Origin of the sequence: Streptomyces griseoloalbus, assembly GCA_014650015.1 — a bacterium.
GTDB classification, from domain to species: domain Bacteria; phylum Actinomycetota; class Actinomycetes; order Streptomycetales; family Streptomycetaceae; genus Streptomyces; species Streptomyces griseoloalbus.
Genome location: BMUD01000021.1, coordinates 24,020 through 41,422, shown reverse-complemented (window position 1 = coordinate 41,422; position 17,403 = coordinate 24,020). Strand labels below are relative to the sequence as shown.

Annotated in this window: 13 protein-coding genes; 6 read left to right on the top strand and 7 right to left on the bottom strand. The window is 70.6% G+C overall.

Annotated features, from left to right (window positions below):
- Positions 1-58: 58 nt before the first annotated feature.
- Positions 59-769, bottom strand: coding sequence for a restriction endonuclease (locus tag IE178_RS27010; RefSeq protein ID WP_184765788.1), 711 nt, complete (start codon positions 767-769; stop codon positions 59-61).
- A 1,286-nt stretch (positions 770-2,055) separates the two neighbouring features.
- On the opposite strand from IE178_RS27010, the gene IE178_RS27005 reads away from it, so the two are divergent.
- Complete coding sequence (locus IE178_RS27005) at positions 2,056-3,204, top strand: MFS transporter (protein ID WP_229876112.1); 1,149 nt, start codon at positions 2,056-2,058, stop codon at positions 3,202-3,204.
- Positions 3,205-3,759: 555 nt separating this feature from the next.
- Here the strand turns inward: IE178_RS27005 and gap are convergent.
- Both gap and IE178_RS26995 read right to left on the bottom strand, forming a co-directional pair.
- Positions 3,760-4,755: a type I glyceraldehyde-3-phosphate dehydrogenase gene (gene gap, locus IE178_RS27000; RefSeq protein ID WP_184765790.1), complete on the bottom strand. Its 996-nt coding sequence runs from the start codon at positions 4,753-4,755 to the stop codon at positions 3,760-3,762.
- A gap of 107 nt (positions 4,756-4,862) precedes the next feature.
- Positions 4,863-5,819, bottom strand: coding sequence for a GlxA family transcriptional regulator (locus IE178_RS26995; protein ID WP_184765791.1), 957 nt, complete (start codon positions 5,817-5,819; stop codon positions 4,863-4,865).
- Positions 5,820-6,198: 379 nt separating this feature from the next.
- On the opposite strand from IE178_RS26995, the gene IE178_RS26990 reads away from it, so the two are divergent.
- Entirely contained in the window at positions 6,199-7,449 is a 1,251-nt protein-coding gene (locus IE178_RS26990; protein ID WP_184765823.1) for an MFS transporter, read from the top strand.
- Between the two features lie 761 nt (positions 7,450-8,210).
- On the opposite strand, the gene IE178_RS26985 is transcribed toward IE178_RS26990, so the two are convergent.
- Positions 8,211-8,603, bottom strand: a complete 393-nt coding sequence (locus IE178_RS26985; RefSeq protein ID WP_193514098.1) for a GntR family transcriptional regulator — start codon at positions 8,601-8,603, stop codon at positions 8,211-8,213.
- Between the two features lie 6 nt (positions 8,604-8,609).
- On the bottom strand, positions 8,610-9,554 hold the full coding sequence (locus IE178_RS26980) for a DUF1648 domain-containing protein (protein WP_193514097.1): 945 nt from the start codon (positions 9,552-9,554) through the stop codon (positions 8,610-8,612).
- A 641-nt stretch (positions 9,555-10,195) separates the two neighbouring features.
- Between IE178_RS26980 and IE178_RS26975 the strand changes: the two genes are divergently transcribed.
- Positions 10,196-11,047: a putative RNA methyltransferase gene (locus IE178_RS26975; protein ID WP_193514096.1), complete on the top strand. Its 852-nt coding sequence runs from the start codon at positions 10,196-10,198 to the stop codon at positions 11,045-11,047.
- A 387-nt stretch (positions 11,048-11,434) separates the two neighbouring features.
- Here the strand turns inward: IE178_RS26975 and IE178_RS26970 are convergent, their stop codons facing one another.
- On the bottom strand, positions 11,435-12,457 hold the full coding sequence (locus IE178_RS26970) for a LacI family DNA-binding transcriptional regulator (protein WP_193514095.1): 1,023 nt from the start codon (positions 12,455-12,457) through the stop codon (positions 11,435-11,437).
- Positions 12,458-12,579: 122 nt separating this feature from the next.
- On the opposite strand from IE178_RS26970, the gene IE178_RS26965 reads away from it, so the two are divergent.
- On the top strand, positions 12,580-13,431 hold the full coding sequence (locus IE178_RS26965; RefSeq protein ID WP_369075354.1) for a phytanoyl-CoA dioxygenase family protein: 852 nt from the start codon (positions 12,580-12,582) through the stop codon (positions 13,429-13,431).
- Positions 13,424-14,845 (top strand): sugar porter family MFS transporter, encoded by a 1,422-nt coding sequence (locus tag IE178_RS26960; protein WP_193514093.1) that lies wholly within the window; start codon positions 13,424-13,426, stop codon positions 14,843-14,845. The genes IE178_RS26965 and IE178_RS26960 overlap by 8 nt, the downstream gene beginning before the upstream one ends.
- A 751-nt stretch (positions 14,846-15,596) precedes the next feature.
- Here the strand turns inward: IE178_RS26960 and IE178_RS26955 are convergent.
- Positions 15,597-16,721 (bottom strand): protein kinase family protein, encoded by a 1,125-nt coding sequence (locus tag IE178_RS26955; protein ID WP_318280264.1) that lies wholly within the window; start codon positions 16,719-16,721, stop codon positions 15,597-15,599.
- 268 nt (positions 16,722-16,989) lie between these two features.
- Between IE178_RS26955 and IE178_RS26950 the strand changes: the two genes are divergently transcribed.
- Entirely contained in the window at positions 16,990-17,385 is a 396-nt protein-coding gene (locus tag IE178_RS26950) for a YybH family protein (protein WP_184765798.1), read from the top strand.
- The last annotated feature ends 18 nt before the right edge of the window (positions 17,386-17,403 follow it).

Below are 17,403 nucleotides of genomic sequence, written 5' to 3'. Positions count from 1 at the left end.
CCGGTTCGCCGGTTCTCGAGCTGCCATCCGAAGGTTCGAGGGCCGGCTGGTGAGGTTTCTACGAGCGTGGTGTCGGTCGCCTCAGCGGGGGTGCCACACGCAGCAACTCCCACAAGGGGCGTGAGCCGGTTGCCCATTGCGCGAGGACCTGACGGTCGACGAGATGGAGGCGCTGCTGCTGGGCGAAGACGCGGCCGGGTCGGGTGATGCGGCCGTTGGTCACCATGACGACGATGTCCGCCTTATGGACGGGGCGGCCGGTGCCGTTGAGGACCTGCAGCTCGGGCGTGCCGACGGCCGCGCCCTGGCTGCCGTTCCTGCGGTGCTTGCACTGGATGACCCAGCGCCGACCGTAGGGATCGGTGGCCTTCACATCCGCGCCGAGGTCGCCCTGGCCTCCGACCTGGACCGCGTCGGCGCATCCGTCGCGGTACATCAGGTCCCGTACCGCGTACTCGAACTGGCGGTGCGTCAGCGCGTCCAGCTGCGCCAGCCCGTACCGCAGTGCACGCGCCTGGGCCTGCTGCCACCGCGCGCGCCGGGTGCGTTGCTGCCACCACCCCAGACCGCCCAGCAGGAGGACGAGGGCAGCGACGGCAAGGACCCACCAGTGGGCGATCAGCCAGTTGACGACCGTGACGGCCAAGCTGATGGCCGCGACCGCAGCGACGCCGCCCATGACCAACGGCTGCGTGGGGTCCTGCCGCCGTCGGCGGCTTCGCCGGGGCCGTCGGGCCGGGTTGCGGCGCTGGGGCGGGCGTCGGCTCATCGCTCACCGTCCGGGGTGGAGAGGTCGATCGGGTACGAGACTGTCGGTGTGGGCGGTGTCGGTTTCCTCTGGGGGGTGGCGAACTCGATGGGGTACGACACCGTGGGCCGCGGCACGGTCATGCGCGGTGCCGCACGATCGGCGCTCCGGTCGAGACGGATCGGATGGGTCGCCGCCGGTCCTTCCCCCGGCTTCGGGCGGGGGGCGCTGGTTTCGCCCGCTTGGGTGTTGCTGTTACCGAGGCCCACGGCAGCCACGGCGACCAGCGCGAAGATGGTGAGCTGTCGCCGGGCACCCGGCGCCCACCGAGAGTGTCCACGTACTGGTGTCCCGTCAGAACGCACATACGGCCGTACGAACGGCATGTGACCCTCCCCCGAGTCATTACGTCCACGTGAGGACCATGCTGGGGGCAGGCACTGACAATCGATCCAGGTCGCAGTGGTGCAGGAGTGCGCGGAGTGTCCGTTCAGGACACCGGCTCCCTCCACGGCACACCTGTTGCTGTCCGACTTCACTCGGTCAGCAGTTCTCACACCGTCCCGGGCCGTCCACCGACATGACCGGGTGAGGGACGATCGTGTGCAGGGGCCGGACTCAAGGCACAGGAGGCCAGCAGCTTGGTCCGCTGCCGCGAAGGCAGGGGCCTGCCGGGGCGCTCTTGCTGAGGAAAGACGGTTCCGCCCTTCCCCGGATGAGGCGTCAACGCCCGCCCACCGGCTCATAAGCAGACAACCAGTACGTGGCCGAAGTCGATATGCGCCGAGGGCGGCCGTACCGATCGGTAGCGGGCCGCGCGGGGTGATCCTGCCCCGTCGCCTGGCGGAACGATCGCCCCGACGCCTCACCGGGATACTGCCCGCCAGATAACGGCCAGGCGCCGGCCGGGACTTACCCGGTGTGACGTTTGGCCAGTTGATCACGCTGTGAAGTGTGCCGGTTGATCACCGGCGTTATGCCGCAGCCCTGGGCCCCCGACGCGGACCGGAGGCGTCGGGCGCCCGTTTCTGACCTGCCGGGAGCGGGCCCGCCCCGGTGACCGCGGTCCGGTAGGCGGCCCGTCCCGCCCCGCACAGAAAGGGGTTCGCCAGACGACTCACTTCGCCATGGCTCGTACCCTTCCTGTCCAGGCCAGTCCTCGACTGGCGCCACGGTCCACAGAAGAAGCACGTTCCTTGATATCCACGAGAGCCCGGTCCGCTGCGCCCCGGCATTCCCGCCCCGTCGCCTACGGTCGGGTCCGGGGTATTTATCTGCCTCGTCTCACGGATGCCGTCGCGTCCTCGATGGCCACCTACGGCATCCCGTTGCTGGTGTTGGGCACGACGAACTCGTCCGCTCTGACCGGAATCGCCTTCGTGCTGGCGTGGGCGCCGCGGCTGTGCACGTTCACTCTGGCCGGCATGGCCGTCGACCGTTACGGGCCCGCGCGAGTCTTCCGGCTGGCCGCCGCGACCCGGGCACTCATCACCGGCCTTGCGACGCCCGCCCTGGCGGTGACTGATGGGCATGCTGCCCTGGGTCTGGTGATGCTCCTGGCGACGTGCGCGGGGTGTCTGACCCAGTTCAGCTACATCGCGGCCGAGAGTGTCGGCGCGGTCGCCAGCCGGGACGCGGGCGACGGGGCACACCGCGTCCAGTCGGTGCTCCTGGGCATCGACCAGACAGCCGCTCTGGTCGGCCCCGCGGCTGGTGGCCTCCTTCTGCAATGGCACGGTCCCAGCGGCATGCTCGCAGCGATCGGCGGCTTGTCGATGCTGTCGGCCGCCATCGCCCCGCGCATGCGTCCGGCGCCCCGGCGAGCGCCGGACGCAACCACGACCGCGGCACGCGGATGGCGCACCGGCTGGTCCACCCTGCGCGCACTGCCGGCGCTGGCATGGCTGGTGGCCGGACTGGCGCTGTCCAACCTGGCCCTCGCCCTTCTGGAAGTGGCGACCCCGGTGATCGTGGTGAAACAACTCGGCCAGTCCAGTGCCTCGGTCGGCATGGTGTGGTCCTGTGCGGCCGCCGCCTCGCTGCTGGCAGTCGCCACCTGCCGCGTCACGATCGACCGGTGGGGACTGACGAGGGTGGGCCGCTGCGCCGCTCTCGTGACCGGCGTGCCGTGCTTCCTCATCGCGTACGCCGACTCCTACCCGGCTTACCTGACACTGATCGCCGTCTTCATGGCCGGCGACAGCGTGCTGGCCGTCGTACTGCGCACTCTGCGATCCCACCTCATCCCCGCCGAGGTGTTCGGCAGCACACTGTCAGTAACCGTGCTGCTCCTGCTCCTGCCCTACCCTCTCGCCGGAGGCCTCATGGCCATCGTCGACCCGACAGACATTCGCACACTGATCACCGTCTGCGCTGTCCTGCAAAGCCTCGGTCTTCTCTGCGCCTTCACCCTCGGCACCCGCTCGCGGCCGCGCCGTGGCAAGCACCGCAGATGAGGCCGACGCGTGGCCTGACACCGCCGACGTGCTTGCGGCGCGTCGGGCGCCTGAAGGGAGCAGGCATCATTACCGGCTATCGGGTCGTCATCGGCCCCAGGGGCCTGGGCACGGCACCGAAGTCCTCGAAGAGCTGATCCTTCAGCCGTGCGATCACCCCAGCAGGCCGTGCCTTGTCCGGTTCGCCGGAACTTCGTTCCCCTTCTCACGGTGGGTGGCCTGGTACGTGCCCGACCGGTGGCGAGAACTCGTCCCGCTGGTCACTCGTCGCGTCGTCCTCGAAGATCTCCTGGTGCAGGGCGAGGACGCCGGAGCATGGCCCGTCGTCCTCGCCGTCCTCGACCCAGAGGCGCGGGGAGGACCGAGCCGCGCCTCGCTTCCGGCGAACCCACAGCCGCCCGGGGGTGTCCGGGGTTCCGGTGGCCGGCCCTGGGGGTCTGTCCGGGCCCACCACCGTGTCGTGGACGCCTGCCCCTGGCCGCGGGAGGCTTCTCCGGCGCGTCCGTCTCTGCCGCGGTACCGGGCCCGGACTCCGTGCGGCTTTCCGGTGCCTGGTCAGGCGGCGAGGAGCTCCAGTGTGTCGATGACGCGGTTCGAGAAGCCCCACTCGTTGTCGTACCAGGCGACCACCTTGACGTGGCGGCCGTCGACGCGGGTGAGGGCCGAGTCGAAGATCGACGAGGCCGGGTTGCCGATGATGTCGGACGACACCAGCGGGTCCTGCGAGTACTCGAGGACTCCGGCGAGGGGCCCCTGCGCCGCGGCTCGGTACGCCTCCAGCACGTCCTCGCGTGTCACGTCCCGGCTGACGGTCGTGTTGAGTTCGACGATCGAACCGACAGGGACCGGCACGCGGATCGAGTCACCCGACAGCTTGCCGTCGAGGTTGGGCAGCACGAGGCCGATCGCCTTGGCGGCGCCCGTCGTGGTCGGGACGATGTTGACGGCTGCGGCGCGGGCACGGCGGGCGTCGCGGTGCGGACCGTCCTGCAGGTTCTGCTCCTGGGTGTAGGCGTGCACCGTCGTCATGAAGCCGTGCTCGATACCGGCGAGTCGGTCGAGGACCGCGGCCAGGGGCGCGAGTGCGTTCGTCGTGCACGAGGCGTTGGAGATGATCGTGTGCGTCTGCGGGTCGTATGCGTCGGTGTTCACGCCGAACGCCAGGGTGACGTCGGCACCGTCCGACGGTGCGCCGACCAGGACCTTCTTCGCGCCCGCGTCCAGGTGGGCCCTGGCGGCCTTGGCGGAGGTGAAGCGGCCGGTCGCCTCCAGCACGAGGTCCACGCCGAGCTCGGCCCACGGCAGCTGCGCCGGCTCGCGCTCGGCGAGCACCGTGATCCGACGGCCGTCGACCATGAGGGTGTTGCCCTCGGTGGTGACCGGCCGGCCGAGCCGGCCGGCGGTCGTGTCGTAGGCGAGCAGCCGCGCCAAGGTGGCGGGGTCCGTCAGGTCGTTGACCGCCACGACGTCCAGCGTGCTGTCGCGCTCGAGCAGCGCGCGCAGCACATTGCGTCCGATGCGGCCGAATCCGTTGATCGCGATACGAGTCATGAGTGTGTGATGTCCCTTCGTCCACCCACGAGGATGGCGCTCCGCGTCAGCCCGTGGCAGTGGCGTGATCGCCATGGTTCAAAAGGATCACGCCAAGGATGCGCAGGCTATTCCGCCTGGGCGAAGGTGCGCCGGTACTCGCTCGGTGTGGTGCCCAGGATGCGCTGGAAGTGCAGGCGCAGATTGGCACCGGTGCCGAGGCCTACATCGGCGGCGATCTGCTCGACGCTGCGCTGGGAGCGTTCCAGCAGTTCGCGGGCCGCGTCGATACGGGCGCGCATGACCCATTGCATCGGTGTGTACCCCGTGTCCTCGACGAAACGCCGGGAGAACGTACGGGGTGAGACCGCCGCATGCCCGGCGAGCGCGCCGAGGGTCAGGGGCTCGCCGAGCCGGCGCAGGGCCCATTCGCGGGTGGCGGCGAACCGCTCGCCGAGTTGTTCGGGCACGCTGCGCGGCACGTACTGCGCCTGGCCGCCGCTGCGGTAGGGGGCCGCGACCAGGCGCCGGGCGGCATGGTTCGAAGCGGCCACTCCGAGGTCGCCGCGCAGGATGTGCAGGCACAGGTCGATCCCCGAGGCGGCGCCGGCCGAGGTCAGCACGCTGCCCTCGTCGACGAACAGCACGTTCTCGTCGACGCGTACCGAGGGATGTTTCGCCGCCAGTGCCCGGGTGTAGTGCCAGTGCGTCGTCGCGCGCCTGCCGTCGAGCACGCCCGTGGCAGCCAGGGCGAAGGCCCCGGTGGAGATGGCCGCGAGCCGCGCGCCCCGGTCGTGGGCCGCGGCCAGCGCGTCGACGACGGCGGGCGGCGGATCCTCGCGGTCGGGGAACCGGTAGCCGGGAACGAAGACGATGTCGGCCCATTCCAACGCCTCCAGCCCTTGGGCTACGTAGTACGACAGACCGTCGCCACCGGCGACCAGCCCCGGGGCCGCACCGCACACCCGCACCTCGTACGGCATGCTCGCCCGAGTCGTGAAGACCTGCGCGGGGATGCCGACATCGAGAGGCTTGGCGCCTTCGCAGACGAGGACGGCGACGCGGCGCAGGCGGGAAGCTGGCACGGACGACAGCCTAGGCGAAGGGCGAGGTGAGCGGCCCCGGAGTCACGACCAGGGGGGAAGCCTGTGGTGGTCCACGACACGGCGCTCCGGCCCGGTGCGAGCTTTCGTGCATGGTCGGACGCGGCCCTTACCTCCGTAGCGCCCCCCGTCCGGTGATTCGGTGTCTGGAGCGCAGTCGCCGCAACTCCCACAGCGCGACAGCTGTCACGGACAGGGGTGCTCCGCAGGTGAAGACCTCGGGGCGCCGCCTTGCGGGCTGCTGCCTGCCGCAGGGGCAGGCCACGCTCGGGGTTCCGGGGCGCATAGGGTCGGCCTTTCGGCCACAGCGTGTGAGGTCAGGGAAACGAGGACTCGGTCCAGGAGGGCATCTGTGAACGTCATGGTGCGGCGCGGGGCGATCGCCGCCGTGCAAGTACTCGGCCTCGCTGTGTGGTTTTCCCTGTCGGCGGTGGTGCCCAGTCTGAGGAACGACTGGGGGCTGACGGCCGGCGGCGCGGTGTGGCTGACGGCTTCCGTGCAGGTCGGCTTCGTGGCCGGGGCCTTGACCTCGACCGCCCTCAACCTGGCTGACCGTGTCCCGCCCCAGCGCCTGCTCGCCGCGAGTGCCGCGGCAGCCGCCGCCTGTACCGTGGTGCTGGCCCTGTTCGCGGACCGGCTGGGCGCCGCCGTCCCCCTGCGGTTCATGACCGGGATGTTCCTGGCCGGGGTCTATCCCGTCGGCATGAAGCTGATGGCCTCCTGGGCCGGCAGCTCCGGACGGGGCAGGACCATGGGCGTCCTCATCGCCGCCCTCACCCTTGGCTCCACGCTTCCCCATCTCATCGCCGGGCTGGGATCCCTTCCCTGGCGCGGTGTCCTGCTCACCGCGGCAGGGGCCGGGCTCGTGGGCGCCGTCATAGCACTGGTCTTCATCCGGCCCGGCCCGCACGCAGCACCGGCCGCACCCGCGCGCAATCCCCGGTACGCGCTGACCATGTTCACCGAACGTGGGCCGTCGCTGGTCAACCTCGGCTACTTCGGGCACATGTGGGAGCTCTACGCCCTGTGGACCTGGATCCCGTCCTTCCTGTCGGCCACCGGCACCGCGACGGGGCTCCCGGGCTCGGTGGAGATCACGGTGTTCCTCGCCATGGGAATCGGCGGGGCAGTCGGCTGTCTGCTCGGCGGGTGGGGCGCGGACCGCTTCGGCCGCCCTCCCGCCGCCCTGGCGGCGCTGCTTCTCAGCGGCCTGTGCTGCCTGCTCTCCCCCCTCTTCTTCCACGCCCCGCCGCTGCTTCTGTTCGCCTTCTGCACGCTGTGGGGCGCTGCCGTGATCGCGGACTCCGGGGTGTTCTCGACATCGCTGAGCGAAGTCGCCGACCGTCGTTACATCGGAACGGCTCTCACCGGCCAGACGGCGATCGGGTTCGCCCTCACCGTCATCAGCATTCAGCTCACTCCCCTGCTGGCCGAGATGGTCGGCTGGCGTTATGCCTTCCTTCTTCTCGCGCCCGGGCCCCTTGCCGGCGCCCTCGCCATGCGCGCATTCGGCAAGGTCGCCATCCCCGTTCCCGCCCGGCGAGGCAACTCGGAGACGAGTTCCTTGCGGGACGACGACCCTCTGGGCGCCTTGGGGAGGGAGCCCAGGTAACGAGCTGGCCGGGGCAGGCGGAGTCGGCCCATGACCGGGTGCTCCGCCGGTGCGTGAGTCGGAGGCGCCGGAGCAGTGCGCGGGCGGCGTCCCGGTCCTGCTTGTCGGCGGGCGTCACGGTGCGGGTTTCCGGCTCGGCGTCCGTGCTCCGTGCCCGCTTCGCTTCGCTTCGCCGAAGTCGGTGACAGACGACCGGCCGAGCGTGCGACCATGCCGTTTCATGGCCCCACGCGACTCGCAGGCCGGCATTCGGCAGCTCCTGTACGACCTCTGCGCCGACCTCGGCTTCTGCCTCCCGCCGCAAGAGCGGCGTCGCCTGCAGCAGGCGCCTCCTGCCGACGCGGACAGCTTCACCGACGCCGTGTTCGCGGCGGAGGGGATGGACCCCGGCATGCATGACCGGCTACGACGGCAGGTCCGAGACAGGATCGACCGGTACATGCGCAGGTGGGATGCCCTCGAGGGCGCGGACCGGCCGGACGACGAACCCGGTGGACCTCACCGACGCCCCGTCCCTGATGGTGGAGGTACCGCAGGCTGATGTCGCTGGTCGGGGCGTACGGCGTCGCCGCGCGGGCCGCAGGCTCCACAGCCGTCCTCGAGATGTGACTACCGGAGCCAATCAGGTCCCCGCCGGAAGGGACACAGCCCTGGACAGTTGCTGAGCCGCAGCCGGAACAGTCCGAACGGCGGCTTCCACGCCGGTGGTGATCCGCCTGTCCCGGGCGCGGGCTGCTGCTGCCGTGGTGCCCGTTAGGCGTTCAGTCCCCAGGTGCGGGTGGTGTGGTGCCGGGTGCGCTGGACAGGCACTTGTGCACCATGGACAGGAGCTCCTGGTCTGTGAGACCGAACTCGCGCGCCTGGGTGATGAGGCCGTGCACGGCCTCGGTGAGCCGGGCCTGATCCGCGACGCCGGGCGCCGCGGTGATCACGGCGCCCCGGCCACGGCGCAGCTCGATCAAGCCCTCGTCACGCAGGCGCTGGTAACCGCGGAGAACCGTGTGCACGTTGACGCCCAGCGACTCGGCGACCTCACGGGCAGGCGGCAGTCGCTCACCCGGGACTGCCGTGCCGTTGGCGATGCCTCCCCGTACACAGGCGGCGATCTGCTCGCCCAGGGGCACGGGAGAGCTCGGCAGTACCCGAAACAGCATTCCTTCTCACGCTCCCGCCGCGTGGCGATTCACCAGGCCGTTGAGCAGCGCGGCCGCGGTCGTCGAGTCGTCGACGGTGACCAGGTATTCGCGTCCTCCCGCCGTGCGGACCGAGAGCGCCTCGCCCGAACGCAGCACCACACCCCGCCGGTTCGGGCGTATCCGGTAGCCCCAGCCACCGAAGTCCCCCATGGCGTTGACCTGGACGCTGCCGGCACTGACGATACTGCCGAGCGGCAGGGCCAGCCGGGGCCTGGGCAGGACCGTCGAGGCGACAGTGAGTCCGCGCCGGTCGACGGTAACCCGGACACCGGCGAACGGTGCGCAGGTAAGGCCGAGGACGAGCGGCAGCAGTCCTGCCTGCCAGGGTCCGAACGTCACGGCGAACAGCCCGCTGAGTGTGACGACGACGGCCGGGAACAGCAGTGCGCGGGAGATCATGGTGCGGCTCCAGGCCGCAGCCTCGCCCTCGGTCAGCGGTAGCGCAGGGGACAGCCGTGCGGGCGCGGGGCGCGGCCCGCCGCGCGTCAGCCACCAGGCCAGCGCGCCGGTGGCCACGCCCGCGAGCAGTAGCACGGCCATATGCCACATCGGCAGTTGCACGTCCGCCGGGTCCTGGACGTCCGTGTTGACAACGACGGTGAGGACCAAGGGATAGCCGAGCGTGACTGCCGTGCCGGCGCCGACCGCGGCGGTCAACCTGGCCCCCGGGCTGTCCTTGGAGACCAGGGTCAGCACTGTGAACAGCAGCCCGAGACCAACGAGCAGGCCACCGCCGAACCACAGTGCGGCAGTCCGGCTCGTGAAGCCGTCGGCCCCGCCATCCCCCGAGAAGTGGGTGGCGATCCGCCCGGGCAGCCGGTCGTAGCTCGCCCAAAAGACACCGACGTAGGCGGCGGTAGCGATGCCGAACGGAACGGCGGACAGGGCGCACCTGCGAATGACGGTCATCCGACTCCCCCCTCGTGTCATTGTTCTGGTTGTACTAGAACAATGACAGCCTACTTCAGGGCCGCCTGCCTTCAAGACGTGCATTTCCGAAACCGCGTCAAGTAACAGGCGGCGAGGCGAGGTTGTCTTGCGCCCCAGAGGCGCGGCCGGTCTCGCGGAGGGTGCAACCGACCGTGCCGTTCGTCGCCTGCCGGGCACGTCCCAGAAGGCAACGAACGAGCCCGGCCGCCGGTTGGCGCCCCGACGGCGCTGCCGTGGTGGACACCACCGGCGGGGCCGCTCTCGACACGTTGCGGTACGGCCACCCTCTTGGGCAACCCGCTTCCCGTTTCGGCCGCACAGAAGGCCAGGAAGCGACCTGGTCGTGAGGTGGAGTCGACCTCGCGCGGGACTCGACCGTCTCTCCCAACTCCGGTGGGCATGAGGGACTTCGCCGGTGCTCGTAGAATCATGACGTGGCATTCATGAGCACCCCGCACTGCTGCTTCCTGTGAGGGGAAGGCGTTGAGGGCGACGCCGGACGGCGTCGCCCTCCTCGGTGTGCCTGCGTGAACCACGTGCCCGGAGCTGCCCGTTCCTTCTGAGGCATCTGAGCGCGCGCAGGCACGGTCCCTTCCCTTCACCCTTGCCAGGAGTGCCTCGTGCCCGTGTCGCTGCCCCCTGCCCTCGAACGATCCCTCGACCTGCTGCGCTGCCCGACGTGCCGCACCCGCCGCCTGCACCCCGACCGCGGTGCCCTGCGCTGCTCGGCGGGGCATACCTTCGACATCGCCCGTCACGGCTACGCCGCCCTGCTGACAGGCACCCGTGCCGCCAGCGGCGATGACGCGGCCATGGCCCAGGCCCGGGACCGCTTTCTGTCGACCGGCACATACGCGCCCATCCGCGAAGTCGTGGCCCGCCTGGCGGCCGACTCCGCGCCTGAGCAGGCCACGGTCGTGGACGCGGGATGCGGTACGGGCCACTACCTGGCCGGCGTGCTCGACCAGTTGCCCGGCGCCCGTGGCCTGGGGCTGGACACGTCGGTGCGCGCGCTGCGCTCGGCAGCCCGTGCCCATGCACGAGCCGCCGCCGCGGCCTGGGACGTCTTCCGTCCCTTTCCACTGGCCGACGGGGTGGTCGATGTCGTGCTGGACGTGTTCGCTCCGCGCAACCCGGCCGAGTTCCGCCGAGTGCTCCGCCCGGCCGGCCGGCTGGTCGTGGTCCGTCCTACCGGGCGGCACCTGGCCGAGCTGCGCGGCCGGGTGCCTGCGATGGTCACGATCGACCCGGCCAAGGAACAGCGCCTGCACCGGGCGCTGGATCCCTTCTTCGGGGCCGCCGTTACCGAACAGGTCGAGTACGTCATGCCCTTGGCCGAGCGGGAGGCCCTCGACCTGGTGGGAATGACGCCGAGCGCACGCCATGTGCGCCGTGCGGACCTGGCCGACGACGATCTTCTGCCCGACCGGGTCACCGTCTCCGTGCTGGCCACCGCCTACCAGGCTCGGTGATCACGAGCGGGCGCATGCGCCCGCCGACGACGAGCAGTGGGCGCGCCCGGCGCCCTGCCTTCCCCGCACCACGGGGACGGTCAGGGCGGCCACGAAGCGAGGGCTGTCGGCGGCCTGGCCGGGATGGAGCCGGAGGGACAGCGGTCGGCGGCCAGGTGCACCCTGCCGCTCAGCCCGCCGGGCGAGCGCCCGCGCTCTGCCGGGGGAAGGCATGCCGGACCCGAAGGCCCAAGGCCCCATCGCGGAGCCGGACAACGGTAAAGGCAAGGAGCGTCCGGACGATCAGGTGCTCGATGTTCGGCGACGTTCCACGAGCCCTGGCAGCGGGCGGGCCGGAGTGTGCCCGGACCGCCCGCTCAGAGCCCATGCGGGCGGGCCGAACGACGGTCAGTGGGCCTGCGTCCCTGAAGTGCTGCCCCGTACGACCAGTCGATGCGGGATCGTCAGATCGGAGGCGGGCACCTCGTTGTCCGGGCTGTAGATGCGGTCCGCCAGACACTGCAGGGCACGCGCGGCGATCTGTCGCTTGTCGGGGGAGACGGTGGTCAGCGTCGGATGGCTGAACCGGCCGTCCTCGATGTCGTCGAAGCCGACGATCGCCAGTTCCTCCGGCACGCGAACTCCCCGGGTGTGCGCCATGTGCATGGCCCCCAGCGCCAGTTCGTCCGTGAAGGCGAACACCGCGTCAGGAGCGGTTCCCCCATCGAGCAGCTCCGCCATGGCACGGGCGCCTTCCCTCCGGTGCAGTGAGCCGACCGCGCGCTCCCACTCCGGCCGGGGTGGGACCCCCGCACGTCGCAGCGCCCTGCGGTAACCTTCGGCGCGCTGCTCGGCCGTGCCGTTCTGCAGGTGCGGTTGCAGTCCGATGGCGGCTATGCGGCGGCGCCCCAGCGTCAGGAGATGGGTGGTCGCCTCGTCCGCGGCGGCCACGTTGTCCACCGCCACGCGGTCCGCCATGCCCTGAGGGCTGCGCTCTCCGAGCAGCACCATGGGCAGTGAGGGCGCGGTGGTCGCCAGATCCTGGGCCTCCAGCGCCCACGGGCTGATGATGAGCCCGTCCATCACCCGTCCGCCGTCGCCGGTCAGCAGCCGCCGTTCCGCCTCGGCGTCCCCGTGCGTCTGGTCGATGATCACCGTCCACGAGCGGCGCCGCGCCTCGTCGACCAGGAGACCGGCGAGCTCGCCGAAGTAGGGCGAGTGCAGCTCCGGGATGGCGAGACCGATGATGCCGGTGCGGCCTGCCCGCAGACTGCGGGCGGCCAGATTGGGCCGGTACCCCAGCTCGTCGATCGCCTCCTGCACGCGCTGCCGGGTCTGCGCCGAGACCCGGGCGGAACCGTTGACCACATTCGACACGGTGCGCGCCGACACACCGGCGCGGGCGGCTACTTCTTTCAGGCTGCTGCTCACCCGCACATCGTGGCATGCCGTGCCCGGTGCGGACCAAGATCCACGAGAATGGGTATTGCCACGTTGAAATCATCGATGCAATATGGCTCGGAAGTTTCCGCCGCACGTGCAAGGAGGCACGCATGATCCCGCACGCCTACCCCGGCATCGCCCTGGCCGACCTGGACCTGGACGTGACGGCCGACGTCCAGGCCCTGTACTCGGACGGCATCACGGCCCGCAAGGGTGCCTTCACCCCCGACTGGGCCGACCGGCTCCGCGAGGACATCGACGTGGCCTTCCGGGAAGCGCTGGCACGGCCGGGCGGAGCCGTCGGACGCGGACCGCACCGTTACTACGTGGAGATCCACCCCGAGCAGCTGCGCGGCTTCGTCGACCTCGTCGACCACCCCTGGGTGCGCTCCGTCTGCACCGCCGTGCTCGGGCCCGACTACCGCATCGTCGAGCTCGGCTTCGACGTGCCGCTCGAAGGCGCCGTCAACCAGCCCTGGCACCGGGACTTCCCCATACCCGAGGAGACCCGCGCCGAACAACGGCTGACCTCCCTGGCCTTCAACGTGACCGCCGTCGACACGCAGGAGGACATGGGCCCCTTCGAAATAGCGCCGGGCACCCAGTGGGACGACAGCCCGGAGTTCGGCCACGGCATGTTCCCGCCCCGGTCGCACTACCCGCGCTACGAGGAGCGGGCCGTGCGCAAGTACCCGCAGCGCGGTGACATCTCGGCGCGCACCGCGCTGACCATCCACCGCGGCACCAGGAACCACTCCCCGAAGTCCCGGCCCGTGCTGGTCCTGGGCGTCGACGGCCCCGAAGCCACCAACAGCGACCGGCACGACACGGCGGTGACCCGTGCCTACTGGGAGTCCCTGCCCGAGCGGGTCCGGCGCCATCTGGACTGCCCGGTCGTCGACGTGCTGGAACCGATCACGCAGAAGCACACCATCGAGGGTCTGGTCATGGGCGATGCCTGAGCTGACCACGAAGCCCGGACCGACCGAGGCGCCCGTCGACGACCAGCAGAAGGCACCGGCCATGGTGTACGCGGTCGCGGCGGTGTCCGCTCTGGGCGGCCTGCTCTTCGGATACGACACCGGCATCATCTCCGGCGCCCTGCTGCACCTGCGCGAGGACTTGGACCTGAGCTCCCGCGAGCAGGAGGTCGTCGTCGGCGTGATCCTGCTCGGCGCGATGGCCGGAGCCCTGATCGCGGGCCGTCTGGCCGTACGTCACGGACGCCGCAAGGTCGTCATCGCGGTCGCGGTCGTCTTCGCCGTAGGGGCCGCAGCGGCGGCCGTGGCCCCCGGGGTGGGCAGCCTCATCGCCGCGCGCTTCGTTCTCGGGTTGGCCGTCGGCGGCGCCTCGAACATGGTGCCCGTCTACATCGCCGAAGCCGCCCCCGCCAGGATCCGCGGCCGGCTCATGGTGCTGTTCCAGCTGATGGTCGCCTGCGGACAGCTCATCGCGTACCTGTGCGGCTGGGCGCTGTCGGGCAGTGGTGGCTGGCGCACGATGTTCGCCCTGGCGGTCCTGCCCGCCGTGGCCCTGTGTGTCGGCATGCTGTTCCTGCCGGAGAGCCCACGCTGGCTTGTCGAGCGCGGCCGAAGGGAGGAGGCGGTGACCGTGCTGGCCCGGCTCCGGCCGGCCGGCACGGACGTGGGCCGGGAGATCGACGAGATCACCGAGGTGGCGACCGCCACCCCCACCGGCGGCTGGCGCGATCTGCGGCAGCGCTGGATGCGGCCCGCCCTGCTGGTCGCCGTCGGTATCGCGGCCTTCTCGCAGCTGACCGGTATCAACGCCGTCGTCTACTACGCGCCGACGATTCTCGTCGACGCGGGCTTCGGCGACTCGGCCGCACTGCTCACCGGTGTCGGTATCGGTGTGATGCTGGTGGCCGCCGGAGTGATCGGTGCCATCGCCGTGGACCGGGTGGGCCGTCGGCGGACGATGCTGTGGTTCCTGCCGGGCTCCGGCCTCGCCATGGCGATCATGGCGCTCGCCTTCCTCGGCCCCGAGGGCTCGGCGGCGCAACGCTGGACCGTCATCGTCGCGCTGTTCGCGTACATCCTGTTCAACGGGATCGGGATTCAGGCCGTGGTCTGGCTCATCGGCCCGGAGATCGTGCCGCTGAGGGTGCGTGGCCCGGCCACCAGTTTGGCCACCGTCACCGTGTGGGGTGTCGACCTGCTGATCGCGGTGACGGCCCTGACCGCGATCCAGGCCATCGGCCGCTCCGGCACGTTCTTCGTCTACGCCCTGATGAACGCCGCGTGCATCGCGTTCGTGGCGGCGAAGGTACCGGAGACCCGGGGGAAGTCCCTGGAGAGCATCGAACGCGCCTTGCACCGTGGCGGTTCCTTCCGGAAGGCGCTGGACGACTCCTGAGCGGGAGGACGGGACCGGCCGATGGCGTGATCCGCCGGTTCGCCGGCCGGGGCCCTTTGTGCGGGCCCCGGCCGCGTGCTGGTGAGCGCGCACGCCCGTGGAGTCCACGGACACGGGCCAGGACACGTCCTCATCGGCGTCGGCCTGGGCGATCAGCGCGGTGAACACCCGCTCCCCGGTGCCGTCGGCGGCCCGCACCCGCAGCCGGTTGCAGACGCCCCGCCGGTTGCCGTGTTCCTCCGGTAGGTGGACCCACGGTGATCCGGTCCGGAACGTGTGGGCGACGCGTCGATCACCTCACGTCGATCCCGCCGGCGGCCACCCCGCTTCGGCGTCCGGTCCGGGAGCAACGGCTCGATCCGGTGCCCACTGGACGTCCGTTGACGGCACTCCCGTACCCGACCGACGCAAACGATCCGGCCCAGCCTGTTGCGAACGTCGCTGGTCGTGGGCGCTCGGACTGTGTTTCCATGCCCCGGTGAAGAGCGAGAGCGTGTCCGGCGCGGACGTGTCCCCACGTGTCCGACGGCGGACTGATCGCGACCTCGGTGACTGTGTGCGGGTGCTGGCAGAGGTCCACGAGCACGACGGTTATCCGGTGAACTGGCCCGACGCCTGGGGCTCCCGGACCTGCGCGGCAGTGCCGTCGGGCTGGGTCGGGGGGACGGGGCGACGTACCTCTCGGGTGATGGCTTCGGAGCACCACGATCCACTGTCGTGGCAGGCCCTTGAGCACGCCCGCATCGCCGTATCAGGTGCGCGGCGCGACTGACTGGCCCGGCCGCTGTCCTCCCGCTGACCCCGTCGCCGCATCGGACGGGCCGTCCCGCTGTTCGATCCGGCGGATCGCCTCCAGCGGGTAGGGGGTCGCCCGGCTCTCCTGCCGGAACCGGCGGTAGAAGTCCCCCATGACTGCGGCGACCGGCGCGTGACGGACAAGGACTGCCGCGGCCGCAGCTGGAACGTCCCCCGGGGACATCCCCTGGGCGCAGGCGCGCACAAACGCCATGCGTTCGTCCGGTTCGTATCCGTGCAGAGCCACGGCCAGCCAGTTGACCAGATGTGTGATGGTGTAGCACCGGTCGTAAGCGCGATGCCGGTCGAAGAAGTCGGCCTCGTCCTGTGCGAGCTCGAAGCGGGAGGAGATCGCGAGGCCGTAGTCGGCGAAGAAGAGCCGCCGGCCGTCGGTCAGGATGTTCTCGAAGTGCGCGTCGAAGTGCAGCAGCCCGCGGGCGTTCATGAACGAGGTGCCGGCTTGCAGCTCGTCGTCCACCATGGCACAGGCCCGCTCGGCCGCCTCGTCACCGGCCCCTATCTGGACGCCCAGCCAGTCGTGCAGGTTCCGCGGGATGTACTCGAGGAACAGCATGAGCCTCGCCGAGGACTGCCGGAGAGCCTCGATCCGACGGCGTACGCCCGCTCCGCCTCCCCAGTAGGCGACAGCCCGTTCCACATCGGCCAGTTCCTCGGGAAGCGGCCCGCCGGGGCCCGGTAGCACCCGCCAGTGGTACATCAGGGGGAAGCCCTCATGGTCTCCCGCGATCACCCAGTTCGTCGTCATGACGTGCACGGCCAGCTCCCGCCAGGCTCCGAACCCCGGGCCGCCGATGGTGCCGACACCGTAGTGGCAGAAGAGCGGCAGTCCGGACAGGTTCGCCGTGGAGTGGACGTTCTCCGGCCGTCGCTCCAGGTCGGTCAGGGGGATCTGCTTGACGAAGACCGAGGTTCCGTCGACCTCCAGCAGTACCGTCTTCCCGCCGATGCCGGAACCGATCGGTGTGGCGGCGTCCACGAGCTCCCGCAGTGTGCGGTCACTGCACAGCGACAGTGATGTGGAAGCGGCACCATGGGCGGCCAGACGAGCACCGCGGGACATGTCAGGGTCCTTCACCTATGCCTCCAGCCGGGCACCCGCCTCCCGTGCCACCCGTGCGACGAACAGCAGGACAGGAGCTGTCGCCACCCTTTCACGTCCAGTGCATGATCCGCCCCAGGGAGGAACTGGGCGTTCCGATCCGCTCCAACGGACGCCCATCACCGGGGAGCCCGGCACCGGCTTGAACCCATTGCCTGTCAGTGACCGGGGGATGGCCCGCGCCCGCCTACGGTGACCGCACATCTCACGGAACGGGAGTGGTTTTGCCATGGCAGAGACCAACGACGCGCTCACCGCGGCGGTTCTGGAACACGCCGCCACCTATGTGCGCACCTTCAACTCCGGCGACGCCGCGGCCGTGGACCGGCTTTACACGGACGACGCGATCAGCGTGTGGGAGAAGGGGCACCCCGCCAGCGGCGAGGAACGGCGAAAGGGGCTGGCCGAGTTCCTCGCCGCCAAGCCCAAGCTGACGAACAAGGTCCTCGAGTCGTACGTGACGTCGGACACCGCCCTGCTGGTCACGGACTGGGCCATCGACATCCCCGCGACGGCGGACAGCGCGGCGGAGAGCATCTCCGGCATCGGCCTCGACGTGCTGCGTCTGGGGGCCGACGGCCAGTGGCGCTTCGCGATCGACAACCCGTACGGCAAGGAACTCTGAGCGTATCCCCCCGGAAAG